A 23,349-nucleotide genomic window follows, 5' to 3' on the forward strand; every position below is an offset into this window, starting at 1 on the left:
CCGGCCCGCCTCCTTCTTCTTGGACCGGGCTCAGAACGAGCCGTCGGCCACGTCCATCAGGGCATTGTCGGTGTGCTCGAGCACCGAGCGGCGCGCGCTGAGCTCGGGCAGCACCGTCGTGGTGAAGAAGCAGGCCACGGCGAGCTTGCCGCGGTAGAAGTCGGCGTCAGCACCCTGATCGGCGCCGGAATCCAGGGCCTCGACCGCGACCGCGGCCTGCCGGGTCAGCAGCCAGCCGACGAGCAGATCGCCGACGCTCATCAGCAGCCTGGTGGTGTTCTGCCCGACCAGGTACACCTGCTCGGCGTCCTCGCGCGAGCCCCGGCTCCACTCGCTCAGCGTCGCGACCATGGCGCGCACGTCGGCGAGCGCGGCGGCGAGGTGCCCACGCTCGGTCTTGAGCCGGTCCTCGCCCTCGACCGAGGCGAGGAAGTCGTCGATCTCGCCGCTCAGCGTGGTCCACGCGACCTGGCGGTCACGCACGATCTTGCGGAAGAAGAAGTCCTGGCCCTGGATGCCGGTGGTGCCCTCGTAGAGGGTGTCGATCTTCGTGTCCCGGATGTACTGCTCGATCGGGTAGTCCTGCAGGAAGCCGGATCCGCCGAAGATCTGCAAGGCCGTGGCCAGCTGCGCGTAGGAACGCTCCGATCCGAAGCCCTTCACCACCGGGAGAAGCAGATCATTGACACTGTGGGCCAGCGCGGCGGCCTCGTCCTGGCCGTCGAGCTCTGCGATGGTGGCGCGGTCGAGCCAGGCGGCGGTGTAGATGTACAGCGCCCGCAAGCCTTCCGCGTACGCCTTGAGGCCCATCAGCATATTGCGGACGTCGGGGTGGCGGTCGATGGTGACGCGCGGAGCGGTCTTGTCCGCGGCCCGGGTCAGATCAGCGCCCTGCACACGGGTCCGGGCGTAATCCAGGGCATTGAGATAGCCGCTGGAGAGCGCGGCGATCGCCTTGACCCCCACCTGCATCCTGGCGAACTCGATCACCTTGAACATCTGCGCGATGCCGTCGTGCACCTCGCCCAGCAGGACGCCGACCGCGGGCCGGTCCTGGCCGAAGGTCAGCTCGCAGGTGGTGGAGACCTTCAGGCCCATCTTCTTCTCGACGTTGGTGGCATAGACGCCGTTGCGCTCGCCGAGTTCGCCGGTGGCAGGGTCGAAGTGGTACTTGGGCACGAGGAACAGCGACAGTCCCTTGGTCCCGGGGCCGGCGCCCTCGGGACGGGCCAGCACGTAGTGCATGATGTTCTCTTCGAGGTCGTGCTCACCTGAGGTGATGAACCTCTTGACGCCGGTGATGTGCCAGGTGCCGTCCTCCTGGCGCAACGCCCTGGTCACGCCGGCGCCGACGTCGGAACCGGCGTCCGGCTCGGTCAGCACCATACTGGCGCCCCACCCGCGCTCCACCATGAGTTCGGCCGTGCGCTGCTGCTCAGGCGTGCCGATCTGGTGCAGCAGGCCGGCGAACGCGGGTCCGCCGCCGAACATGAACACCGCGGCCTGCGCGCCCTGCACGAGTTCCACCAGCGACCACCACAGCGCACGCGGCGCGGGGCTGCCGCCGAGTTCGGCCGGGATGTCCAGGCGCCAGTACTCGGCGTCCATGTAGGCGCGGTAGGAGCGGCGGAAGGCCTCGGGCATCGCGACCGCGCGGGCCGCCGGGTCATAGACCGGCGGCGTGCGGTCGGCGGCGGCGTAGGACTCGGCGATCGGGCCGACGGCGAGCCGTTCCACCTCGGTCAGCAGGTCCCGCGCGCCGTCCGCGTCGTGGTCGGCGAAGGGGCCGCGACCGAGCACCTCGGCGGTGTCGAAGACCTCGAACAGGTTGAAGCGCAGGTCGCGTAGATTGCTTCGGTAGTGGCTCATGACGCCCTTTCCTGATGATGGCCGGGTTGGGGCCGCTTGGCTGCGAACAGCGCGGCCAGCCGGCTCGCGGTCTCGTCCGCCGAGGTGTGGTGGATCACCGTCATACCCAGCTCTTCGGCCGGGCGCAGGTTGCCGCGGAGATCGTCGACGAAGACGCACTGGGCCGGCGGCACTCCGATCGCGTCCGCGCCGAGCCGGTAGATCTCCGGCCGCGGCTTGCGCACGCCGACCTCGCCGGAGATCACGACGCCGTCGAACATCTCGGCGATCAGTTCGCGCGGGTATCCGGACGGGCCCCAGGAGTTGGAGACCAGGCCGGTGGCGGCGCCCGCCTGCCGGGCCGCGCGCACGGCGGCGATCATCCGTTCGTCCACGCGGACACCGGCCATCAGCCTTCTGATCAGGCCGTCCGCGGCCACGCCGAGGAGCGCGGCCAGGCCGCGCTCGAACTCGGCCGGGTCCGCCGCGCCGGTTTCGAGGCCGTCGAGCAGGGCGCGGGCGCCGGCGTCGTGGCGCAAGAGCCGGGCCACGGCGTCCGCGGCGAGCCCTTCGGCTTCGGCGAACGCGGCGAAGGAGGCGAAGACGTCCGTCGTCATCACCCCGCCCCAGTCGACCAGCAGGCCTGCGTACTCGGGCGCGGCCGTCGGCACCTCGTCGAGCACTGTGTGCGGCACTGCGGACTCCCTTGGCTAAGCGCTCGCTTAGTATCCCGAGTGGCCCGGCCCGGCGTCAAGAACCCGGGTGGAACTAACCGAACGATCGTGCTCTAATAGCGGTATGGGCAAGGGTGAGCAGACCCGGATGGCGGTGCTGACGCAGGCCGCGGAGGTGGCCGCGCGCCAGGGCCTCGGCGCTTTGACCATCGGCGACCTCGCCGCGCGCACGCACCTGTCCAAGTCGGGCCTGTTCGCGCATTTCCACTCCAAAGAGGCGCTGCAGCTCGACGTGCTGGCCTACGCCCGGGACCGGTTCGTGGACGAGGTGATCCGCCCGGCCACCCACACCTCGCGCGGTCTGGCCCGGGTGCGCGCCCTGTTCGAGCACTGGGCCGAGATCGGCGCGCACGGCAAGGCCGAGTGCCTGTTCACCTCGGCCGCGATGGAGTTCGACGACCAGCCCGGTCCGGTACGCGACCAGCTCGTGCGCGACCACCGGGACCTGATGGACTCGATCGCGCAGATGTTCCGCACCGGGATCGCCGAGGGCGAGTTCCGCGCGGACGCCGACCCCGAGCAGTTCGCCTTCGAGCTGCACGGCATCATGCTCGCCTACTTCCACGCTTACCGGCTGCTGAACGATCCGCGGGCGGACGAGCGTGCCCGGCGCGCCTTCGAGGCCGCCCTCGCGGACTGCCTCGTCGCGCCGCAGGAACAGACGCAACAGACGCCCGACGCCACGCCCGCAGCGGCGCAGGCCCGCTGACCCCCGAGCAAGGAGAGATCCGTGAATCCGTCGCCAGAAAAAAGCACGATCGTTCGTTCTTCTGCGCAGGCACGGATAGATCGGATACGCCCGGTCTTCGGAGCGCTCGAACGCGCGGCGCCCGGCCTCGGCTCCCGGTGGGCCTGGCGGCTGTGGTGCACACCGACCCGGCCCAGCCCAGCTGCGGTGGCCAAGTCGCGGGCGGCGGGCACGGGCGAAGTGCTCCGGCTACCGGTGGAGCTACCCGACTGGACCGGGCCGCGCCCGGTCGGACGTGACGGGAAGACCAAGCCACCGCTGCATGCCGAGATCGCCGTGGAGCTGCTCGGTCCGGCCGGCGGCCCGCTCGTCTACCTGCTGCACGGGTGGAGCGGCTGGCGCGGCCAGTTCGCACCGATCGGCCGGGCGCTGGCCGCGTCCGGGTATCGCGTGGTGCTGATCGACGCGCCCAGCCACGGCGACTCGGATCCCGGCACGCTCGGGCCGGGCCTGTCCATGCCGCCGGACTTCACCTTCGCGCTCACCGCGGCCGTCGAGCGCTTCGGCCCGGCGCACGCCGTGATCGGCCACTCGCTCGGCGGCGGCTGCGTCGCGCTCGCCCTGGTCGAAGGGCTCAAGGCCGAGCGCGTCGTGTTCATCTCCCCCGCCGCCGACCCCATCGGCTTCACCCGCCAGCTGGCCCGGATGCTCGGCTTCGGCGACCGCATCAGGACCCGCATGCTCGAACGCGGACGCCGCCGGATCGGCTTGGACGCGGCCGATTTCGTCGTTCCGCCCCTCGCCGCCGGCCGCACCGATCTGCCGCCGGCCCTGATCGTGCACGACCGCGACGACCCGACCGTCCCGGTGGCGGCCGGACTCTCGCTGGCCGGCTCCTGGCGTGAGTCCCGGATGATCGAGACCGCAGGGCTCGGACACAACCGGCTGCTGCGGGACGAGGCGGTGATCGAGGCCGTGGTCGCGTTCGTCGACGATCCGCGGGCAACCGGCCCGGCAGGCCGGAAAGCGCGCTCCCACGTGGGCGGATAGCCGCCGGCCGGCGCCGCCCGAGGAACCGCCCGGGGTTGCGGAACCAGAATACTGGTTCCGAAACCGCGCCGAGGCGTTGACCTCCGTTCCCGTCGTTCTCATAATCCCGGCAGGTACCCACCCACCGAGCGGGGTTCCGGCCGTAGGTCTCCGTAAACGTTTACGGAGCCCGGGGCCCGCTCAGAGTAGATCGGAACGACGGTGTTTCGAACCCGCTTCACCGCCCGGTCGGCCCCCGACCGGACCGTCAGAACCCGCATATCCGCACCCGCGCTCCGGCGCGTGGCCGCGGTCATCGCCGCGATCTCGCTCGGTCTGCTGACCGACGTCTTCGCCCTCGGCACCTCCGCCTCGGCCACCACCGTCCCCGGTCCCCCGTCGGGCTGGTCCACGGTGTTCAGCGACAGCTTCTCCGGCTCGTCCGGCAGCGGCATCGACTCGCAGTGGATGTACGACACCGGCGCCGGCTCCACCTTCGGCACCGGCGAGATCGAGACGATGACGAACTCGACCTCGAACGTGCACCAGGACGGCGCCGGGCACCTGGACATCACCGCTCTCGGGAGCGGCGGCAACTGGACCTCCGGCCGCGTGCAGACCACCAGCGCCAACGTCGGCGCCCCGGCCGGCGGCGAGCTCGAGGTGACCGCCTCGATCCAGCAGCCCACCGGCGGCCTCGGCTACTGGCCGGCGTTCTGGATGCTCGGGCCCGGCCAGTGGCCGGAGAACGGCGAGATCGACATCATGGAGGATGTCAACGCCCTGTCCGAGGTGTCCGGGACCATCCACTGCGGCACCGACCCGGGCGGCCCGTGCAACGAGTCCAACGGCATCGGCAGCGGCCTGCGCGCCTGCTCCGGCTGCCAGTCCGGCTTCCACACCTACACGATGATCCTGAACCGGACCAACACCTCCGCCGAGTCGATCACCTTCTACCTCGACGGCGCGTCCTACTTCACGGTCAACGAGAGCCAGGTCGGCACCAGCACCTGGCAGGCGGCGTTCGACCACAACCTCTCGATCATCCTCGACCTGGCGATGGGCGGCGGCTACCCGAACGGGGTGTGCGGCTGCACCAGTCCGACCGGCGCCACGAGCTCCGGCGGCACCATGAGCGTGGCCTACGTCGCGGCCTACTCCACCAGCAGCGGTAGCAGCGGTGGCGGGGGCGGCGGCGGCACCGGCGCTTCCGGGACCGGCCCGATCACCGGCTACCAGGGCCTGTGCCTGGACGACCGCAGCGCCAGCACCGCGCTGTACAACCCGGTGCAGGTCTACACCTGCAACGGCACCGCGGCCCAGCAGTGGAGCGTCGTGCAGGCGGGCAGCCTGATCAAGGTCTTCGGCATGTGCTTGGACGTCGATGCGGCCGGCACAGCCGATGGCACGAAGGTGGATCTCTACACCTGCAACGGCACAGGTTCGCAGGTGTTCATCCCGGAATCGAACGGCGAGCTCTACAATCCACAATCGAATAAGTGTCTTGACGACACTGCGTACGGTGGATCGGGCACGCAGCTGCAGATCTGGGACTGCGCCGACACCGCCAACCAGCAGTGGAAGCTGCCCTGATCACAGGGCTGAGCCCGGACTCCGCGTCCGATAGCGTCCGATAGAGCGTCGGCCCCCTCGAGACCCCCGCGTCCCGAGGGGGCCGACGCGCCGGGTCCGCACGGGAGTGGTTGACTGAGAGCCATGGCGAAATCCTCCGCGGACCTGCGCGTCGGCCTCATCGGCTTCGGCACGGCCGGACGCTTCTTCCACGCCCCGCTGCTGACCACCACGCCCGGCCTCGCGCTGACCGCGATCGTCACCTCCGACCCGGAGCGGGGCGGCCAGGCGGTCGCGGCCTACCCGGGCGTGACCATCGTGGGCAAGCCGCAGGATCTGTGGGCACTCGGCCTGGACCTGGTCGTGGTGGCCTCGCCCAACAAGACGCATGCGGCGCTGGCCGAAGCAGCGCTGGAGGCCGGGTCCGCGGTGGTCGTGGACAAGCCGTTCGCGGTCACCTCGGATCAGGGCCGGGCGCTGATGGCGGCGGCGGACCGCCACGGCAGGCTGCTCAGCGTCTTCCAGAACCGCCGTTGGGACGGCGACTTCCGCACGGTCGCGCACCTGATCGAGGCCGACCGGCTCGGCGAGGTCCGCCGGTTCGAGTCGCGCTTCGAGCGCTGGCGCCCGCAGCTCAAGGGCGGCTGGCGGGAGCAGGGCGACCGGGCCGAGGCCGGCGGGCTGCTTTACGATCTCGGCAGCCACCTCGTCGACCAGGCGCTCACGCTCTTCGGCGCGGCCACCCACGTCTACGCCGAGGCCGATGTGCGCCGCGCCGGCGCCCAGGCCGATGACGACACTTTCCTCGCGCTCACCCACGCGAACGGCGTCCGCTCGCACCTGTGGGCCAGTGCCACCGCCGCGCAGCTCGGGCCGCGCTTCCGCGTGCTCGGGAGCAAGGCCGCGTATGTGACGTACGGACTGGACGGCCAGGAAGACGAACTGCGTGCCGGGCGCACTCCTGCGGACGAGGACTTCGGTTCGGTGCCGCCTGAGCGATACGGCGTGCTCGGATCGGTCGACGAGGAGAGCCCGTATCCGACGCTTCCCGGCCGCTACACGGACTATTACGCTCAGATGGCCGAAGCCCTGCGCGGCGACGGCCCCATCCCCGTCGATCCGGCGGACGCCGTCGCGACGCTCGAGGTGATCGAGGCGGCTCGGCGTTCCGCGGATGAAGGACTCGTCATCGAGCTCTGATGCCAGCTGCCGACCCGTCGGGGTGGGCTACTCGTCTCGATTGCGGCCGAAGATCATGCCGATCAGCATGGCCAGCAGCAGTGCACCGAGCGTGTCCTTGCCCGGCGGGTTCGACGTGCTGGCGTTCTCAGAGAACTGAAGCCGGTCGTGGGAGCTGTACGTGTTCGAACCCGACGCGGTGGTGATGCTGATCCACACCGTCCCGGCCGTGTGCGTGGGCACCGTCAGCCTCAGGGTGTCGTCGGAGATCACCTTGTAGTACACGTATGCCGGCCGCGCCGTCACCGTCGACGAGGGCAGACTCAGTAATTTGACTGAGTCCGTTCCGGTGAAGCCGTAGCCCGAGACGGTGACGGTGCCGCCGTCGGTGTCGACCGTCGCCGGGCTGACGCTGCGGATGACCGGATGCGAACTGGCCTCGGCCGGTCCGGCCGCGCTCACGCCGGCGAGGAGGCACAGCCCGGCGAACAGGCGTACCCCGGCGCGGACCGCGGTAGCCCTCGTGTTCCTAGACACCCGCCCATCGTCGGCACGCAGCAGGACCAGCGCCGCCGTACGGCCGCCGTGTCGCGGCACCGATCCCACGAACGAGTGAGGCCGAACCTTCGCCCGCCACCGAAACGTCGGCGATCTACGGTCGCGGTATGGAGACTTCCACCACGACGTTCACTCGTTCGGAGCACGTTGCGATCAGCCCCAAGATCCTCTACTTCGGCACGCCGGTGGTGCTCCTGAGCACCCTGAACGCGGACGGCTCGGCCAATCTCGCGCCCATGTCCTCGGCCTGGGCGCTCGGCCAGAGCATCGTGCTGGGCATCGGCGCGCCCGGCCAGACGGCGCTGAACCTGCGCGAGCGGCCGGAGGTCGTGATCAACATCCCGTCACCGGAACTGTGGCCGCAGGTCGAACGGCTGGCGCCGCTGACGGGACGTCACCCCGTGCCGGAGTCGAAGCGCGGCACGTTCCGCTACGAGCCGGACAAGTTCGGCGCCGCCGAGCTGCGGCCCGAGCCCTCGCAGCTCGTCTCGCCCCCGCGCGTCGCCGAGTGCCCGCTGCAGTTCGAAGCCCGGGCCGAGAAGCTGCACGAGGGCGGCGGCGGCGCGTTCGTCATCGTCGAAGCGACCGTCCTGCGCGTGCATGCCGACCCACGCCTGGTCGTGCCCGGCACGGACCACGTCGACCCGGCCGCGTGGAGCCCGCTCATCTATAACTTCCGGCACTACTTCGGACTCGGCCCCGAGCTCGGACACACGTTCCGGTCGGAGACCCCGCGCGTCACACTGTGAGGCGGCTGCGGCCCGAGGCGACGTGGCGACGGGTGACGCACGGCCGCAGACTCGTTTCATGACCCGAGCACTGATCGTCATCGACGTCCAGGAGTCGTTCGCCTCCCGCCCCCTCTGGCGCCACACCTCCAACCCCGACATCGTGGCCGACGTCAACCAACTCGTCGGCCACGCCCGGGCGCAGGGCGATCTGGTGGTCTGGGTGCTGCACGCCAAGCTCGGCAGCGGCGGACCTTTCGATCCGGAGTCGGGTCTGGTGCGCTACCAGGACGGGCTCGAGCCACTGCCCGGCGAGCCGGAACTGCGCAAGACCTCGCACAACGCCTTCACCACCACCAACCTCGGCCAGATCCTCACCGAGCGCGGCGTGCGCGAGCTCGTGATCTGCGGCATTCAGACCGAGCAGTGCTGCGAGTCCACCGCGCGGCTGGCCTACGACCTGGGCTACAGCGTCACCTTCGTCATCGACGCCACCGCCACCAACCCGATCGCCCACCGCGACCTGCTCGCCGAACTCGGCGGCGAGCAGCCGACCGTCGAGCAGGTCCTGGCCGACCCGCGCACGCTCGGCTCCGACCAGATCCTCGAGCGGGTCGAGTACGCGCTGGCGGGCCGGTTCGCGCGGATCGCCACAGTCGCCGAGGTGGTGACCAAGAAGGCGGACGCCGGGCCGTGGTGAGGGCGCCGGCCCCGCTCTTTGCGCCCGCCCATAAAAGTGATATCACTATGCTAGATGTATCCGACGCGGGAAGGCTGCGCCGGAGCGGGTGAATCGAGGGCGGACGGTATGAGCACAGGGGCGGTGGGGGCGGCTGGGACGCCCCAGCAGATACAGGAGCGGGAGATCGGCAGCGCGCCCGGCGTGCCGCTGCTGGTGTTCGGGGTGGCGCTGGGGGTCGCCGGCATCGTGCTGATCAAGCAGCACGAGACGGCGACGATCTGGGGCGGGGCCGGGCTGATCGTAGTGGCGGCGCTGGTGCTGGCCGGCCTCAACGCGGTCGCGCCCGGACAGGCGCGGGTGGTGGCGCTGTTCGGCCGCTACCAGGGCACGGTCCGGGTGACCGGGCTGCGCTGGGTGAACCCGTTCACCGTGCGCAAGCGCATGTCCACCCGGATCCGCAACCACGAGACGGCCACCCTGAAGGTCAACGACGCCGACGGCAACCCGATCGAGATGGCGGCGGTCGTGGTCTGGCAGGTGGCCGACACCGCGAAGGCCTCCTACGCGGTCGAGGACGTGCGCACCTTCGTCACCACGCAGGCCGAGACCGCGGTGCGCCACATCGCCGGGCACTACCCCTATGACGCGCGCGGTGCAGAGCGGATCTCGTTGCGGGACAACGCAGATCAGATCACCACGCAACTGTCCGACGAGCTCTCGCAGCGGGTGGCCGCGGCCGGGGTGGCCGTCGTCGAGTCCCGGATCACCCGGCTCTCCTACGCCCCCGAGATCGCGCAGGCGATGCTGCGCCGCCAGCAGGCCGACGCCGTCGTGGCCGCGCGCGAGCGGCTGGTCGAGGGCGCCGTCGGCATGGTGCGCACCGCCCTGCACCAGCTCTCCGAGGAGGGCCTGGTGGACCTGGACGAGGAGCGCAAGGCCGCGATGGTCAGCAACCTGCTGGTCGTGCTGTGCGGCGACCAGCCGGCCCAGCCGGTGGTCAACGCCGGGACGCTGTACCAGTGAGCTGACGGCAGAGGTGACCGAGCGCAAGAGCATCCTGCTGCGGCTGGATCCGGCGGTGCACGAGGCGCTGTCCCGTTGGGCCGCCGACGAACTGCGCAGCACCACCGCGCAGATCGAGTTCCTGCTGCGGCAGAGCCTCGCGCGGGCCGGCCGGCTCCCCGGCGAACTCGGCGGCCTGCCGCGCCGGGGCCGGCCGCCCGGGCGCGGCGAGGCGGCGGACGGAGCGGCGGACGGAGCGGCGACGGAGGCCGAGGAACCGCCGTCCCCCGAATGACCGGCCCGGCTCGACAGGCCGTGCCCGGTTACGCGATGATGGACGGAAGGAGGGGAGTATTCCCCGACGACCTGGTCGTCATCACGGACCCGGCCCTGCGGCCGTCGTCCCGGCCGGTCGGCCCGCGCTGCGGGTGGAAGAGACCTCCGGCGATGACACCTGCCGCCGGAGGAGCACATCATGCACGTTCCCGTCTGGATCTGGGCCGCTACGGTCGCCGGGCTGCTGATCCTGATCGCCGTCGACTTCCTGGTCGGACGCAAACCGCACGAAGTGAGCCTGCGCGAGGCCGCGTGGTGGGGCGTGTTTTGGGTGGCGGCCGCGGCCCTGTTCGGCGGAGGCTTGGCCTGGCTCGGCCACGGCGAGGAAGCCGGCGCGTTCTTCGCCGGATTCGTCACCGAGAAATCCCTGTCGGTCGACAACCTCTTCGTCTTCGTGCTGATCATGACCCGGTTCGCCGTGCCGCCCGAGCTGCGGCAACGGGTACTGCTGATCGGCGTGATGCTAGCCCTGCTGCTGCGCTCGATCTTCATCGCGCTCGGCGCCGCCGTCGTGGCGTCCTTCACCTGGGTGTTCTTCATCTTCGGCGCGGTGCTGGTCTACACGGCCTGGAAGCTGGTGACCGGCGGCGGGGAGTCCGAGGAGGAGTTCCACGAGAACCGGCTGCTGCGCCGGATCCGGCGCACCGTGCCGAGCACGGACGACTACCGGGGCACCCGGATGTTCGTCCACGAGGGCGGCCGCCGGCTGATGACGCCGCTGTTCGTGGTCGTCGTCGCGATCGGCACGACCGACCTGCTGTTCGCGCTCGACTCGATCCCGGCGATCTTCGGCCTGACCAAGGACCCCTACATCGTCTTCACCGCGAACGCGTTCGCGCTGATGGGCCTGCGCCAGCTGTACTTCCTCATCGGCGGGCTGCTCGACCGGCTGGTCTACCTCTCGTACGGCCTGGCCGCGATCCTCGGCTTCATCGGCGTGAAGCTCTTCCTCGAGGCGATGCCCTCGGTGGGCGTGCACCCTCCGCACATCTCGACCGGGCTTTCGCTCGCGGTCATCGGCGGCGTCCTCGCGGTCACGACCGTGGCCAGCCTGACCATCGGCCGGCGACGTCAGCCGGCCTCGACGCACTCGGACCTCGAACCCCCCGCGCCAACGGACGAGGGCACGCGCTCAAGCGGCTGAGCGGAGTTCGGGCGCGGGGTGGCGGCGCCCGGGTGCGAAACGGGAGGTGTGTGTCGAGAAGGGGCGCGCGCCCGGCCGGACACTACGCTTTCGTAGGGACCGGTCCCTGACCGGATCTATCATCATTCTGCTAGGGCAGCAGGGTGGCCGGATCCGGTCGGGTACACCGGAGGCACGGCGCGGGAATGATGAGGGGCGAAGCCGCATGGGCGACCAGCCGCACGAGGACCAACCGACCGTACCGGCGTGGGCCGTGCCGCCGGCTCAACCGGAGCCGACCGCGCCGCTGCCGGGGTTCCCCTTCGCGCCACCTCAGCAACAGCCCGGCGCCGAGCCGGGTCCCGGAGCCTCCTGGCCGGGCGCGGACGGCGGATACGGCGGCGGCTACTCCGACCCGGGCGCGCAGTACGCCTCGTACCCCGCCGGATACCCCACCGGACCGACGCCGCCCCGGCAGAACGGCGCGCGCACGGCAGTGGCGATCATCAGTGCCCTGGCCGTCATCGGTACCGCGGTCACGGCCGTGATCTACTCGTCCGGTTCGAACAAGCATCAGACCCCGGTGTCGTTCCAGAACACCGATCCGTTGCCCACCCGCTCCGGAGCACCACTGATATCGGCCTCACCCGAGCCGAGCGACCAGACCTCCACGCAGGCCTCTCCGGACTCCAGCGACGAGTTCGACTCCCCCACCGCGGACGCGTTCGACTGGGACGCGCTCAACGACAGCGGCACGGACCCGACGCCCTTCACGCAGGACGCCCTGCTGATGCACTCGTTCACCGACTCGCAGAACATCACCTACACGCTCGAAGCCGCCGGCGAGAAGAAGTGCGTGCAGTCCACGATGTCGAAGAGCGTGCAGAACGTACTCAACGAGTACGGCTGTAAGAACGCGATGACCGGCAGCTACGTGGTGGATTCGAGCGTCGACAAGGTGGAATCGAACAACGACATCCTCGTCTCGGTCCAGATCTGGCCCTTCCCCGACGCCGCGACCGCGGACAAGGCGGAGAAGGCGCTGGCGAAGGCGAGCTCCAAGCAGTTCAGCATCTGGTGCCCCGACTCCGGGCCGGGTGCGGCCCCGTGCAACAGCCAGAACTATTACACCGCGGCGACGTGGTGGTCGCTGCAATCGGAGTACCGGTACGTGGTCGAGGCGACGGCGGTCTACACGAACATGACGCAGGACACGTCGGTGGCCTACAAGTGGGAGAAGACGGCCACGGCGGAGGCGGTCAAGGAATCCGGACCGCAGGTGTACGCCGACGATCAGGACTGACGGCCCGGCGGGGGTCCGGGAATTGTCGGAGGCCGGTGTTAGCGTGAGGGCGAAGATCGGGAATCGCCCCGATCCGCGCACCGGATCCGGAGGCTGCGATGGCCAAGTCGACCACCGAAGAGCTCGTCGCCCTGCTCGAGTACGCCCATCAGCGGTTCGACCATCGGATCGACGGGCTCGAGGAGCGGGAGTACCTGTGGGAGCCGGCTCCCGGCTGCTGGTCGGTGCGCGAGGGCGATGACGGCGTCGAGCGGGTCGACCTCGAGCCCGGGCAGCCCGAGCCGGCCCCGCTGACCACCATCGCCTGGCGGCTGTGGCACATCACGGACTGCTTGCGCAGCTACACCGACCGCCTGTTCGAGGACAAGGACGGCGGCGGCCGCGAGTGGACGACGTCCCCGGCCGCGGCCACGGCCCTCGTGGACAGCGAGTGGGACCGGTTCGTCGGACACGTCAAGAAGCTGGACCAGGCCGGGCTCGAGCGTCCGATCGGGCCGAACTTCGGCCCCTACGCCGACGACTCGGTGCACGCGCTGGTACTGCACGCGGCCGACGAGGTGATCCACCACGCCGCCGAAGTGGCGCTGCTGCGCGACCTCTACCAGGCGGCAGGAGGACGGGCGCTGATGAACGAGTGAACGAGGGCTGAGTCTCGGCACCGCGCTGCGTGATGGTCCGGCCGCGCGGCTACCCGGCTAAGACGCGTCGTCGACGCCCGCCCAGTCCGGCAGTCGCTCGCAGCGGCGCAGCCACCCGTCCGGCACTCCGCCCTGACCGCGGCCGGGCCGGGCGCCGAGGATGCCGCCGACGATCGCGCAGGTCGTGTCGATGTCGCCTCCTGCGACGGCCGTCGCCCACAAGGCCTCGACGTAGTCGTCCGGGTGCTTGGCCACGATCCACAGACAGAACGGGACGGTGTCCTGCGCCGAGACCTCCCGGCCGTTTCCGAGCGTCGCGGCCGCGCTTTGTGAGTCTTCGAGCGGCAGCAGACTGATGGCGTTGGCGATGCCGTCGCGCACCAGGCCGGGCGCGACGTGCGCCGCGACGTCGCGCAGCCACTGCGCGCCCTCGACCCGTGGCCTCGTGGTGGCCAACGCGGTGGCGACTGCCACGGCGACAGCGCCGGCAAGGCCTTCGGGGTGAGCATGCGTCACTTCGGCGGAGGCAGCGGCCTGCGCTGCGGCCCGCTCCGGATCGTCGGCGAAGTAGGCGCCGAGCGGGGCGACCCGCATGGCGGCGCCGTTCCCCCACGATCCGCGCCCATCCCAGGACTCTGCGACGAGCTTGCGCCAGTCGCCGCCCTCCTGCCGGATCAGCCGCAGCATCCGGTTGACGCCCGGGCCGTATCCGCGGTCGAAGTCGTGGTGCGCGGCGAAGGACGCGGCCAGCGCGTCCTGGTCGACCTCGCCGAGGCGGTCGAGCACAGCGAAGATCGAGCAGGCCATCTCGGCATCGTCCGTCCAACGCCAGGGGTCGGCCGGCAGGCGGCGCGCGACGAGGGCGTCGTAGTTCTCTGGCACGAAGAAGCAGGATCCGAACGCGTCGCCGACGGCCAGGCCGCGCAGCGACGCGACGGCACGGTTACGGCGGTCGTCAGTCATGGCGGCCAGTCTGACATGCAAGGCGAATGCGGCGCTCGCGGTTTGATCCAGCGTTGGCAGCGGCCGACGATTAGGCTGAACGAGTGAGCAACGACGAACTGTGGGAACCAGGGCTTCCCGGATTGCTGCAACTGCCCTCCGGACGGCTCGTGCGGGGTCGCGGGCTACGGCGGCCGACGACGCCGGAGGAAGCTGCCGCGACAAACGGACAAGGCGCCGGTGGGAGCAGCGGCGAGGGCGCAGCAAGCGCAGCAGGCACGGTCGCCACGCATCGAAGCCCTGATTTCGGCCTCTACCTCCTCGGCGAGCAGCCGCCCGAGTTCACCTGGACGGCCCGGTGGGTGCGCTGGCCGGACTTCCGGCTGCCGTCCGACCGCGCCGACGCGCTCGACGCGATCGTCGAGGCGTGGACGCGGGCGGCGCACGAGCGGGTGGAGGTCGCCTGCGCCGGCGGGCACGGGCGAACGGGGACGGCGCTGGCCTGCATGGCCGTGCTCGACGGCGTCGACCCGGGCGAGGCGGTCGCCTACGTGCGCGCGCACTACGACGCTCATGCCGTCGAGACGCCTTGGCAGAAGCGCTACGTCCGGAAGTTCTCGGGGCGGCCGAGTTCCGAGGCGAGGTAGCGCGGCGGGCGCGTAACTCGTTCGGCCCATACGCCGCCCGCCTGGACGGGCGGCGGCCCGCCCGCTGACGGTCAGTCCAACGGCGTATCCCGGTTCGTGCCGCCGCGTCAGGTGGCGCAGCGTGGAGGGTGCGTGCCCTTCGCGCGCGACCAACGATCGCAGCCCACTCACGGACTAAGGCGGTAAGGCTGGTATGAACGGCAAGCGGACGGCGATAGCGCTCGGCGGATCGGTTCTGGCAACCCTCTGCGCGGCGGGACCCGCGCTCGCCTCAGGCGGCGGCGGAGTGAACAACTCGATCATCATCCAGCCGAACCCGGTCGCCCCCGGCGGCACCATCTCCGTGTTCGACGGCGGCAACTGCGACTACCCCTCGACCGGCACCGTCACCTTCCAGACCGGGAGCGTGCCGGGGATCCCGGCGATCACGATCGGGCCGCTCAAGAGCATGATCGGCGGCACCGGGCAGGTGCCCAGGAACATCGCGCCCGGCTCGTACCAGGTGACGCTCATCTGCACCTCGAACAGCGGCCGGAAGCAGGGGCCGTTCTACGGCACGCTCGTGGTCGCGAACGGCGCGAGCACCGGGCTGACCCCGATCGGTGGCGCGGGGACCGGCGACGGCGCCTCGCTGACCACGCCGGGCGGGCTGGCCGAGGGCATCGGGCTGGTGGCGTCGGGCGGGGCCGCCTGGTTCCTGCTGCGCCGGCGCGCTGCCAGGGTCAGCTGACCGACGCGGGTCTGAGGTACCGCACCACGGCGCACGCGACTGCCAGGCTTCGCCCCGTGAACGACCCCTCCCGGCAAAGCCGAGCAGGGGCACGCGCGGGCGAGTGAGCTCAGGACGTAAGCGCATCGATTTCAGCAGTGAGGTTCTTCCTCGCGGGCTCCTCGTAGCGCTCGCGAGCGGCGGCGGTGCGGAAGAGCGTGGGCTCTTCGAGCAGCGACCGCAGGATCTCCGCCCTTCCGCGGCGGAACGCCTCGTCGGGTATCTCGGCGTACTCCTGCCTCACCTCTAGCGCGTACTGCCGGTAACGCTCCGGGGAGGCGCCGAGGATCGCCAGGTCTGCGTCGCAGAGCACTGCGGCGTTCCGGTCACCCGGCTCGGACTTGTGCGCCTGGGTGAGACGCACGAGGCGCGCTGTCTCCGCGGTGCGCGCCGCGGGTATACCGAGCTCGCCGAGCACTTGCTCCGCGAGGCGCGCGCTGGCTTCTTCGTTCGAGACCCCGGAGGATGACCCGATCGTGTAGATCGCGTCATGGAACCACGCGGCCAGTCGCACGGCGTCGGCGTCCTGCGCTTCCGCGGAAAGCTCCGCCACGATCGCGAGCACTTCGTCCAGGTGTTTGAGCGTGTGGTAGCGCCGATGCGGTTCCGCATAGCGCGCGAGCAGGTCTTCGCCGGCCGGCCGGGCGTGCTCTGCGCCGGTCAGCGCCATCCAGGCTTCGATCGTCGCTTCGCTCATCGGTTCACCAGGTCCGCCGGGTCGGTGTTCGCTCCGCAGAGCACTGCCACGACGTGCTCGCCTTCTTCCGGCTTGTATGAACCCGATCGCAGCGCTGCCCACGCGGTGGCGCCGCCTGGTTCGACGGTGATCCGGTAGGTCTCCCACAGGTGCCGGCGGGCCTCGACGATCGCGGCGTCGGGTACCAGGACACTGCTGACGTGCTCGCCGCGCGCGAGTTCATAAGCCATCTGCGATGTGCGGCGCGCACCGAGTGCGTCTGCGGCCACTGATTCCACCGCTACGTCGACGGGGCCCGCGGCGGCCAGGGCGGCGTTGAGGGCGCGGCAGTTCTCCGGTTCGACCGCGACGGTGCGGATCCCGGTACCGGACACGGCCGCGGCCACACCGGCGAACAGCCCTCCCCCGCCGACCGCGACGACGATGGTGTCCACTTTCCGCGGCGAGGCGGCCAGGATCTCGGCGGCCAGCGTGCCGGCTCCGGCCGCGATCAGGGGATTGTCATAGGCGTGGGAGAGCAGCGCGCCCGACGCCGCCGCGAAGGTGCGCGAGGCGGCGAGGGCGTCGGCGTACTCTGATCCGACCTGGTGCACATCGGCGCCGTAACCCCGTAGCTTTTCCACCTTGACGGCCGGGGCGCTCAGCGGGACGAAGACGGTGGCGCGGGTGCCGGTGGCCCGGGCGGCCCAGGCGCACGCGAGGCCGGCGTTCCCGCCCGAGGCGATGGCCACGCCGACTTCCGGCAGCGTGCCGGCCTGCTGATGCGCGGCGGCCAGGTTCGCGGCGCCGCGGGCTTTGAAGCTGCCGGTGTGCTGGAGGTATTCGAGAGCGAACGTCACGTGCGCGCCCTCGGTGCCGGACGATCCGGGGTCGGCGGGCGCGAGGGTGACCGGGCGGATGCGGCCGGAGACGCGGTCGGCGGCGGCCGCGACGTCGGCGGGGCCGATGAGAGACGGCGCGGTGGAGCGGTCGGCCATGGCGGCGAGCCCTCCTCGGGTGCTGCTCGGGCGGATGGCGGAGGGTATCCGCCCGGCCGGCCGGGCGGATACCGCTCCACGCTACTCGCTCAGGCTCGCGCGTTGCGGATCACCGGCGGCGCTCAGCTGCCCGGGGTGATCTGGACGATGTCGAGCACCGCGGTCGCGGTCAGGCCGAGCGCGCCGTTCGAGCCGGTGATGCGCACGGTGACCTGCAGCTCCGCGGCGTGGCAGCCGGTCGGTACGGTGTAGACGGTGTTCTCGGCCACCTCTTGGCCGGCCCGGTAGTCGACCGCGCGCAGCAGCGGGTCGATGATGGGGCAGCCGGTGGGCAGGGCGCCCGAGGAGCTGAGCGGGAGCCACTGGCCGGACCACATCTCGGTGGTGTCGACGGCGGCGTTGCTGCAGTTCGTGGTGATCAGGTCGGCGGTGGCGGAGCCGCCGGGCACGACCGTGGCGGGGGTGAAGGCGAAGCCGTTGAGGGCGATCGGGAAGCTCGCCGCGCATACGGCGGAACCGTCGGCGGGGGCGGCGGCGGCCTCCGCGCTGGGGCAGCCGGCCACCAGGGACAGCGCCATGGCGGCCCCCGACGCGGCGGCCATCGCCGCGATGGGGTGGAGCTTATGGAGCAGCACCATACTGACATCCTTTCTCGCTGTGGGAGAGCGATTGCGTATTCACTATCGGGGCGAAGCCGACCAGATCGCAATGCTCTGCGACGAGATGGATGTTCCGGGAATTCTGGGGCGGTGCGGGAGGTGGCGGCGACGGAAGATGCCTGGGGCACGCGTGCTACGGGTGGGGCGAGGCGCCGACGGCGGCGGCCGGCTCAGGCGGGGAACGGCAGAGCGGCGGCCAGGGCCTCGGGGGCCTCGTCCGGGATCCAGTGGCTGATCCCCTCGAGCTCGACGAAGCGGTACGGCCCGGCCACGTGCTCGACGCAGCGTTCGGCCGCGTCCCGGGAGATCGCGGCGTCGGCGGTGGACCAGACGTAGGTGACCGGGACGTCCACGGTCGGGGTGTGCGCGCCCTCGCCGAACTTCGTGGCCTGATACCAGCTCAACGCGGCGGTCAGCGCCACGGGGTCGCTGAGCGCCGCGAGGTGCGGCGCCGCGGCGCGGTCGTCGAGCGGACGGTAGAGCGCGCGCAGCCGGCGGGCGTCGTCCTCGAGGAGCACGCGCGCCGCCTTCGCCGGGTCGCGGAAGAGCGAGACGTAAGACGACATGCGGCGCTGCTGGGCGCTCGCGGCGAGCGCGGCGGCGAAGGCGGCCGGGTGCGGCACGGAGACGGCGGTGAAGGTGCGCACGCGGTCGGGGTAGTGCGCGGCGAGGAACCAGCCGACCAGCGAGCCCCAGTCGTGGCCGACGACGTCGACCGCGCTCAGGTGCAGCGCCTCGAGGATCCCGGCCGCGTCTCCGGCCAGTTCGGGCAGTGTATAGGCGCCGGGGTCCGCGGGCCGCGCGCCCGGCGAGTAGCCGCGCTGGTCGAGGGCGATCAGGCGCAGGTTCGCGCCGTCCGCGGCGAGCACGGCGGCCAACGCGTCGTAGGCCCGGTGCGTCTGCGGGAAGCCGTGCAGCAGCAGCACCGGCCGACCGTCGGCCGGGCCCTGCTCGGCGAGATCGAAGGTGAGGCCGCCGACCTCGACGGCCCGCCGGTGCCAGCCGCCCGTCGCGAGGCGGTCACCTTGAGTGTCGGACATGAGAACTTCCTCGCCGCCGCTACCGACTGCAGCCGAGCCACTGCGCCATCGACGATACGACACCGGAGCTCCGGGAGTAAGGGCGGGCGGGCCGCTTTAAAAAGATCCTGAACAATCCGAAGGGGACTCGAACGATGTCCGTTTCGCCCGTTTTAGCAGTGAATACCATGACTTATTCACCAGTATCTTACCAACAGACGATGAGGCGGAACCCCATAAGGGACACCGGAACCCACACCGGCCACATCACCCTTTCCATCTCTTCCCCTCACAGACCGCATCGTTATTAAGCAGTTACTGCCCTGGCTCGCATATCGGAGCGCATTGCCTCTAAGGTTCCATTCAGTCGCTGCTGTCAAGTCGCGTAAATACTCGACCGGCAGCGCAACCGCCGAATCCGCACCGGCCTTGACGTGCCCTCGCGGAGCCGGGGACCCAATCCCCTTGGGGTGAATCCGCGCCGTGCCGGCGCGGTAGGGCGACCTCTTACGCCCGAACCCGTCAGCTAACCCGGTAGGCGGGCGAAGAGGAAAGAGCACGCATGTCATCGCACCGCAAGCCCAGGCTCTCCTTCGTCCGGAATCGTGCCCGCGCCCTCACTCTCTGCGCGGCCACGTTCGGGACGGCGGCGCTGCCCGGCATCGCCTCGGCGGCGACCGCCGCTCCGGCCACCGCCACGGTTCCGCAGGCCACGACCGCGCACTCGGTCACCGTGCACGCGGTCGCCGTCTCGGACAGCACCGGCTCCAAGTCCAGCAGCTCCACGAAGCAGCAGGTCCACACCGTCGTCGCGGGCGACACGCTCTTCGGTATAGCCAAGGCCGCCCTCGGCGACGGCTACGACTACCCGCAGATCTACAAGCTCAACAAGGGCAAGGCCCAGTCCGACGGCGGCAAGCTGACCGACCCCGACCTGATCGAGATCGGCTGGAAGATCGCGCTGCCCAGCGGCTCGAAGGCGTCCGCCTCCTCGTCCTCGAGCTCCTCCTCCAGCTCCTCGAGCAGCTCTTCCGCGAGCTCGAGCTCCTCGTCGAGCAGCAGCTCGTCCTCGTCCTCCGGCTACGCCGACGACCTCGACGGCTGGATCAACCAGGCGATCTCGATCCTGAGCGCGCACGGCTACTCGGTGACCTACAACGCGATCTACCAGACCGCGATGAACGAGTCCTCCGGCAACCCGAACGCGGAGAACGACTGGGACTCCAACGCCGCCGCCGGCACCCCGTCGATCGGCCTCATGCAGGTCATCCAGCCGACCTTCGACGCCTACGCGCTCTCCGGCTACGACGACATCTGGAACCCGGTCGACAACATCATCGCGGCGGTCATCTACGCCCAGGACACCTACGGCGGCCTGGACAACGTGGTGGCCGAGCGCTGCGGCGGCTCCTGCTGGTCCGGCTACTAAGCCGACACCCGCACAGCCGGTCCGCGACACCGAACCCCGCGCATCCCTTCCCGGGTGCGCGGGGTTCCGCCGTGTATCGTAGAACTCTGTGACAGTCGATGGAACAGCGGCATACTCAGGGCTCGAAGACCTGCCCGGGCTGGTGCCCGCGGCGGTGCGCCTCGCCCGCGGGCAGGGCTTCGACTACAGCTGCCTGCCGGAGCACGGCGAGCTGCTGCGGGTGCTCGCCCGCGGCGTCGGGGCCGGCCGGATCGGCGAGACCGGCACCGGCTGCGGGGTCGGGCTGGCCTGGCTTTCCGCCGGAGCGCATCAGGATGCCCAGGTGGTCAGCGTGGAACGGGATCCGGAGCGCGCCGCACTGGCCGCAGAGCTCTTCGACGCCCGGCCCAACGTCGAGGTCGTCCAAGGCGACGTGAGCCGGCTGCGCAAGTACGGACCCTTCGATCTGCTCGTGCTCGACGGCGGCGGCCAGGGCAAGGGACCGGACGACGGGCCGATCGATCCGGCGCAGTGGCTGGCGCCGGGCGGGCTGATCGTGATGGACGACTTCAGCCCGCTCACCAGCTGGCCGCCGCGGTTCGGCGAGGCCGTCGACCTGCCTCGGCTGCACTGGCTGGCCCACCCCCGGCTACGCGCGACGCAGGTCCGCGTGACGCCCGAGTGGTCGGCCCTGCTCGCCACCTATGTGGGCTGAGTAACCGGCTCACTGTGCCCGCGAGACCGCGGCGGGCCGGCGCGCCGAGCCGGCGCCGTCCCGCCGCGTCCGCCCTCACTCGGCCAGTGCCGCCTCCTCGGCGTCGGTCAACAGACGCGACCGGATCAGGAACCTGACGCCCTCGGGCGCCTCGAGCGAGAAGCCGCTGCCCCGGCCCGGCACCACGTCCACGGTCAGGTGGGTGTGGCGCCAGCGCTCGAACTGGGCGGCGCCCATCCAGAACGCCACCGGCTCCCCCACCCCGGGCACCTCGATCCGGGCGAGCAGGACGTCCGAGCCGCCAGTGCGGAACTCGCCCTCCAGGTAGCACATCGGTGAGCTGCCGTCGCAGCAGCCGCCGGACTGATGGAACATCAGCGGGCCGTTGGCCTGGTAGAGGCTGCGCATCAGCGCGGCGGCCGCATCCGTGACCGCGACCCGGGATACGGACCGCTCCTGCGGCATCGTCATGGCTTCGCCCCTTCCGCTGCGCACCGTCGCCGAACCGTCGTCGGCCTAGAAGAAGCCCATGGCCTTCGGGCTGTAGCTGACCAGCAGGTTCTTCGTCTGCTGATAGTGGTCGAGCATCATCTTGTGGTTCTCCCGGCCGATGCCCGAACCCTTATACCCGCCGAACGCCGCGTGCGCCGGGTAGAGGTGGTAGCAGTTGGTCCACACCCGGCCGGCCTGGATCGCCCGGCCGGCCCGGTAGGCCTGCGCGGAGTCCCGGGTCCACACGCCCGCGCCGAGGCCGTAGAGCGTGTCGTTGGCGATGCGGATCGCGTCGTCGAAGTCGGAGAAGGCGGCCACCGAGACCACCGGGCCGAAGATCTCCTCCTGGAAGATGCGCATGTGGTTGGCGCCCTCGAAGATGGTCGGCTGCACGTAGTAGCCGCCGCTCAGCTCGCCGCCGAGGTCCACCCGCTCGCCGCCGAGCAGCACCTTCGCGCCCTCGGCCTGGCCGATGTCCAGGTAGGACAGGATCTTCTCGAGCTGGTCGTTGGACGCCTGGGCGCCGATCATGGTGGCGGTGTCGAGCGGGTGGCCCTGCACGATCCGCTCGGTGCGGGCGATCGCCTCGGCCATGAACTCGTCGTAGTGGCCGCGCTGGATCAGGGCCCTGCTGGGGCAGGTGCACACCTCGCCCTGGTTGAGCGCGAACATGGTGAACCCCTCAAGCGCCTTGTCGAAGAAGTCGTCGCGCTCCCGGGAGACGTCCTCGAAGAAGATGTTCGGGCTCTTACCGCCCAGCTCCAGCGTCACTGGCTTGATGTTCTCGCTGGCATACTGCATGATCAGCCGGCCGGTGGTGGTCTCGCCGGTGAAGGCGACCTTGGCCACCCGGGCGCTGGAGGCCAGCGGTTTGCCCGCCTCCACCCCGAAGCCGTTGACGATGTTGACCACGCCGGGCGGGAGCAGGTCGGCGATCAGGCTCATCAGGTAGTGGATCGAGGCCGGGGTCTGCTCGGCCGGCTTGAGCACCACCGCGTTGCCCGCGGCCAGGGCCGGGGCCAGCTTCCAGATCGCCATCAGGATCGGGAAGTTCCACGGGATGATCTGCGCCACCACGCCCAGCGGCTCGTGGAAGTGGTAGGCGACGGTGTCCTCGTCCAGCTCGGCCAGGCTGCCCTCCTGCGCCCGGATCGCGCCGGCGAAGTAGCGCAGGTGGTCGATCGCCAGCGGGATGTCGGCGGCCATCGTCTCCCGGATCGGCTTGCCGTTCTCCCAGCTCTCGGCCACGGCGAGCTCGGCCAGCTTGCCCTCCATCCGGTCCGCGATCTTGTTGAGGATCTCGGCGCGGGCGGCGGGCGAGGTGCGGCCCCAGGCCGGCGCGGCGCGGTGCGCGGCGTCGAGGGCGCGCTCGACGTCCTCGGCGGTGCCGCGGGCGATCTCGCAGAAGGCGGCTCCGGTGACCGGGGTCGGGTTCTCGAAGTACTTGCCGCCGGCCGGCGGGCGCGACTCGCCGCCGATCCAGTGGTCGTAACGGTTCTGATAGCTCATCAGCGCGTCGGCAGTGCCCGGCGCGGCGAAGCGGGTCATGGAAGACCTCCACGTGTCGTCCGGCCGCCCGCCGTCGGACGGCCGCCCACGCGGGT

At 70.8% G+C, this 23,349-nt stretch carries 25 protein-coding genes and 1 riboswitch; of the genes, 15 read left to right on the plus strand and 10 right to left on the minus strand.

Annotated features, from left to right (window positions below; all coding sequences use genetic code 11):
* Positions 1-30 precede the first annotated feature (30 nt).
* Together ACTRO_RS00055 and ACTRO_RS00060 are read right to left on the minus strand one after the other, a co-directional pair.
* Positions 31-1,869: an acyl-CoA dehydrogenase gene (locus tag ACTRO_RS00055; RefSeq protein ID WP_034260289.1), complete on the minus strand. Its 1,839-nt coding sequence runs from the start codon at positions 1,867-1,869 to the stop codon at positions 31-33.
* Positions 1,866-2,543 carry an HAD family hydrolase gene (locus ACTRO_RS00060; RefSeq protein ID WP_157435603.1) on the minus strand — a complete coding sequence of 226 codons (678 nt, stop codon included), beginning with the start codon at positions 2,541-2,543 and terminating at the stop codon, positions 1,866-1,868. The genes ACTRO_RS00055 and ACTRO_RS00060 overlap by 4 nt, the downstream gene beginning before the upstream one ends.
* 103 nt (positions 2,544-2,646) lie before the next feature.
* Between ACTRO_RS00060 and ACTRO_RS00065 the strand changes: the two genes are divergently transcribed.
* The 4 genes from ACTRO_RS00065 (at position 2,647) to ACTRO_RS00080 (ending at position 7,071) form a co-directional block, all read left to right on the plus strand.
* Positions 2,647-3,291 carry a TetR/AcrR family transcriptional regulator gene (locus ACTRO_RS00065; RefSeq protein WP_051450057.1) on the plus strand — a complete coding sequence of 215 codons (645 nt, stop codon included), beginning with the start codon at positions 2,647-2,649 and terminating at the stop codon, positions 3,289-3,291.
* 186 nt (positions 3,292-3,477) lie between these two features.
* Positions 3,478-4,320, plus strand: a complete 843-nt coding sequence (locus tag ACTRO_RS00070) for an alpha/beta fold hydrolase (RefSeq protein ID WP_169739773.1) — start codon at positions 3,478-3,480, stop codon at positions 4,318-4,320.
* 282 nt (positions 4,321-4,602) lie between these two features.
* Complete coding sequence (locus ACTRO_RS00075) at positions 4,603-5,892, plus strand: ricin-type beta-trefoil lectin domain protein (RefSeq protein ID WP_211244009.1); 1,290 nt, start codon at positions 4,603-4,605, stop codon at positions 5,890-5,892.
* Between the two features lie 123 nt (positions 5,893-6,015).
* A complete protein-coding gene (locus tag ACTRO_RS00080; protein WP_034260291.1) occupies positions 6,016-7,071 on the plus strand; it encodes a Gfo/Idh/MocA family oxidoreductase in 1,056 nt (351 codons plus the stop codon).
* Positions 7,072-7,098: 27 nt separating this feature from the next.
* On the opposite strand, the gene ACTRO_RS00085 is transcribed toward ACTRO_RS00080, so the two are convergent.
* Positions 7,099-7,587 (minus strand): IPT/TIG domain-containing protein, encoded by a 489-nt coding sequence (locus ACTRO_RS00085; protein WP_169739774.1) that lies wholly within the window; start codon positions 7,585-7,587, stop codon positions 7,099-7,101.
* Positions 7,588-7,715: 128 nt separating this feature from the next.
* Between ACTRO_RS00085 and ACTRO_RS00090 the strand changes: the two genes are divergently transcribed.
* The 7 genes from ACTRO_RS00090 (at position 7,716) to ACTRO_RS00120 (ending at position 13,420) form a co-directional block, all read left to right on the plus strand.
* Positions 7,716-8,357: a flavin reductase family protein gene (locus ACTRO_RS00090; protein ID WP_034260295.1), complete on the plus strand. Its 642-nt coding sequence runs from the start codon at positions 7,716-7,718 to the stop codon at positions 8,355-8,357.
* A 58-nt stretch (positions 8,358-8,415) separates the two neighbouring features.
* Entirely contained in the window at positions 8,416-9,036 is a 621-nt protein-coding gene (locus ACTRO_RS00095; RefSeq protein WP_034260297.1) for a cysteine hydrolase family protein, read from the plus strand.
* Between the two features lie 108 nt (positions 9,037-9,144).
* Positions 9,145-10,041 carry an SPFH domain-containing protein gene (locus ACTRO_RS00100; RefSeq protein ID WP_034260299.1) on the plus strand — a complete coding sequence of 299 codons (897 nt, stop codon included), beginning with the start codon at positions 9,145-9,147 and terminating at the stop codon, positions 10,039-10,041.
* Positions 10,042-10,054: 13 nt separating this feature from the next.
* Positions 10,055-10,315 (plus strand): type II toxin-antitoxin system antitoxin, encoded by a 261-nt coding sequence (locus tag ACTRO_RS00105; protein WP_051450059.1) that lies wholly within the window; start codon positions 10,055-10,057, stop codon positions 10,313-10,315.
* Between the two features lie 180 nt (positions 10,316-10,495).
* Positions 10,496-11,500: a TerC family protein gene (locus tag ACTRO_RS00110; protein WP_034260301.1), complete on the plus strand. Its 1,005-nt coding sequence runs from the start codon at positions 10,496-10,498 to the stop codon at positions 11,498-11,500.
* Between the two features lie 205 nt (positions 11,501-11,705).
* Positions 11,706-12,782 carry a hypothetical protein gene (locus ACTRO_RS00115; protein ID WP_034260303.1) on the plus strand — a complete coding sequence of 359 codons (1,077 nt, stop codon included), beginning with the start codon at positions 11,706-11,708 and terminating at the stop codon, positions 12,780-12,782.
* A 98-nt stretch (positions 12,783-12,880) separates the two neighbouring features.
* Positions 12,881-13,420, plus strand: a complete 540-nt coding sequence (locus ACTRO_RS00120) for a DinB family protein (protein WP_034260305.1) — start codon at positions 12,881-12,883, stop codon at positions 13,418-13,420.
* 57 nt (positions 13,421-13,477) lie between these two features.
* Here the strand turns inward: ACTRO_RS00120 and ACTRO_RS00125 are convergent, their stop codons facing one another.
* Positions 13,478-14,383: an ADP-ribosylglycohydrolase family protein gene (locus ACTRO_RS00125; protein WP_034260307.1), complete on the minus strand. Its 906-nt coding sequence runs from the start codon at positions 14,381-14,383 to the stop codon at positions 13,478-13,480.
* Positions 14,384-14,466: 83 nt separating this feature from the next.
* On the opposite strand from ACTRO_RS00125, the gene ACTRO_RS00130 reads away from it, so the two are divergent.
* Together ACTRO_RS00130 and ACTRO_RS00135 are read left to right on the plus strand one after the other, a co-directional pair.
* Positions 14,467-15,009 carry a protein-tyrosine phosphatase family protein gene (locus tag ACTRO_RS00130; protein ID WP_034260309.1) on the plus strand — a complete coding sequence of 181 codons (543 nt, stop codon included), beginning with the start codon at positions 14,467-14,469 and terminating at the stop codon, positions 15,007-15,009.
* 193 nt (positions 15,010-15,202) lie between these two features.
* Entirely contained in the window at positions 15,203-15,739 is a 537-nt protein-coding gene (locus ACTRO_RS00135) for a hypothetical protein (protein WP_034260311.1), read from the plus strand.
* Between the two features lie 109 nt (positions 15,740-15,848).
* On the opposite strand, the gene ACTRO_RS00140 is transcribed toward ACTRO_RS00135, so the two are convergent.
* The 4 genes from ACTRO_RS00140 to ACTRO_RS00155 form a co-directional block, all read right to left on the minus strand.
* Complete coding sequence (locus ACTRO_RS00140; protein WP_034260313.1) at positions 15,849-16,475, minus strand: HD domain-containing protein; 627 nt, start codon at positions 16,473-16,475, stop codon at positions 15,849-15,851.
* Positions 16,472-17,452 carry a serine/threonine dehydratase gene (locus ACTRO_RS00145; RefSeq protein ID WP_051450060.1) on the minus strand — a complete coding sequence of 327 codons (981 nt, stop codon included), beginning with the start codon at positions 17,450-17,452 and terminating at the stop codon, positions 16,472-16,474. Before ACTRO_RS00145 ends, ACTRO_RS00140 begins: the two co-directional genes overlap by 4 nt.
* A 122-nt stretch (positions 17,453-17,574) precedes the next feature.
* A complete protein-coding gene (locus ACTRO_RS00150; protein ID WP_034260315.1) occupies positions 17,575-18,090 on the minus strand; it encodes a hypothetical protein in 516 nt (171 codons plus the stop codon).
* Positions 18,091-18,281: 191 nt separating this feature from the next.
* Complete coding sequence (locus ACTRO_RS00155; protein WP_051450061.1) at positions 18,282-19,151, minus strand: alpha/beta fold hydrolase; 870 nt, start codon at positions 19,149-19,151, stop codon at positions 18,282-18,284.
* A 379-nt stretch (positions 19,152-19,530) separates the two neighbouring features.
* A riboswitch (cyclic di-AMP (ydaO/yuaA leader) is annotated at positions 19,531-19,687 on the plus strand.
* 5 nt (positions 19,688-19,692) lie between these two features.
* On the opposite strand from ACTRO_RS00155, the gene ACTRO_RS00160 reads away from it, so the two are divergent.
* Complete coding sequence (locus tag ACTRO_RS00160) at positions 19,693-20,559, plus strand: transglycosylase SLT domain-containing protein (protein WP_051450062.1); 867 nt, start codon at positions 19,693-19,695, stop codon at positions 20,557-20,559.
* Between the two features lie 88 nt (positions 20,560-20,647).
* The gene (locus ACTRO_RS00165; protein ID WP_034260317.1) at positions 20,648-21,253 is read left to right on the plus strand and encodes an O-methyltransferase; all 606 of its coding nucleotides are present in this window, start codon (positions 20,648-20,650) and stop codon (positions 21,251-21,253) included.
* Between the two features lie 75 nt (positions 21,254-21,328).
* Here the strand turns inward: ACTRO_RS00165 and ACTRO_RS00170 are convergent, their stop codons facing one another.
* Both ACTRO_RS00170 and exaC read right to left on the minus strand, forming a co-directional pair.
* Positions 21,329-21,724: a DUF779 domain-containing protein gene (locus tag ACTRO_RS00170; RefSeq protein WP_034260319.1), complete on the minus strand. Its 396-nt coding sequence runs from the start codon at positions 21,722-21,724 to the stop codon at positions 21,329-21,331.
* Between the two features lie 45 nt (positions 21,725-21,769).
* Positions 21,770-23,293: an acetaldehyde dehydrogenase ExaC gene (gene exaC / locus ACTRO_RS00175; RefSeq protein WP_034260321.1), complete on the minus strand. Its 1,524-nt coding sequence runs from the start codon at positions 23,291-23,293 to the stop codon at positions 21,770-21,772.
* Between the last annotated feature and the right edge of the window lie 56 nt (positions 23,294-23,349).

Source organism: Actinospica robiniae DSM 44927, assembly GCF_000504285.1.
Classification (GTDB): Bacteria; Actinomycetota; Actinomycetes; order Streptomycetales; family Catenulisporaceae; genus Actinospica; species Actinospica robiniae.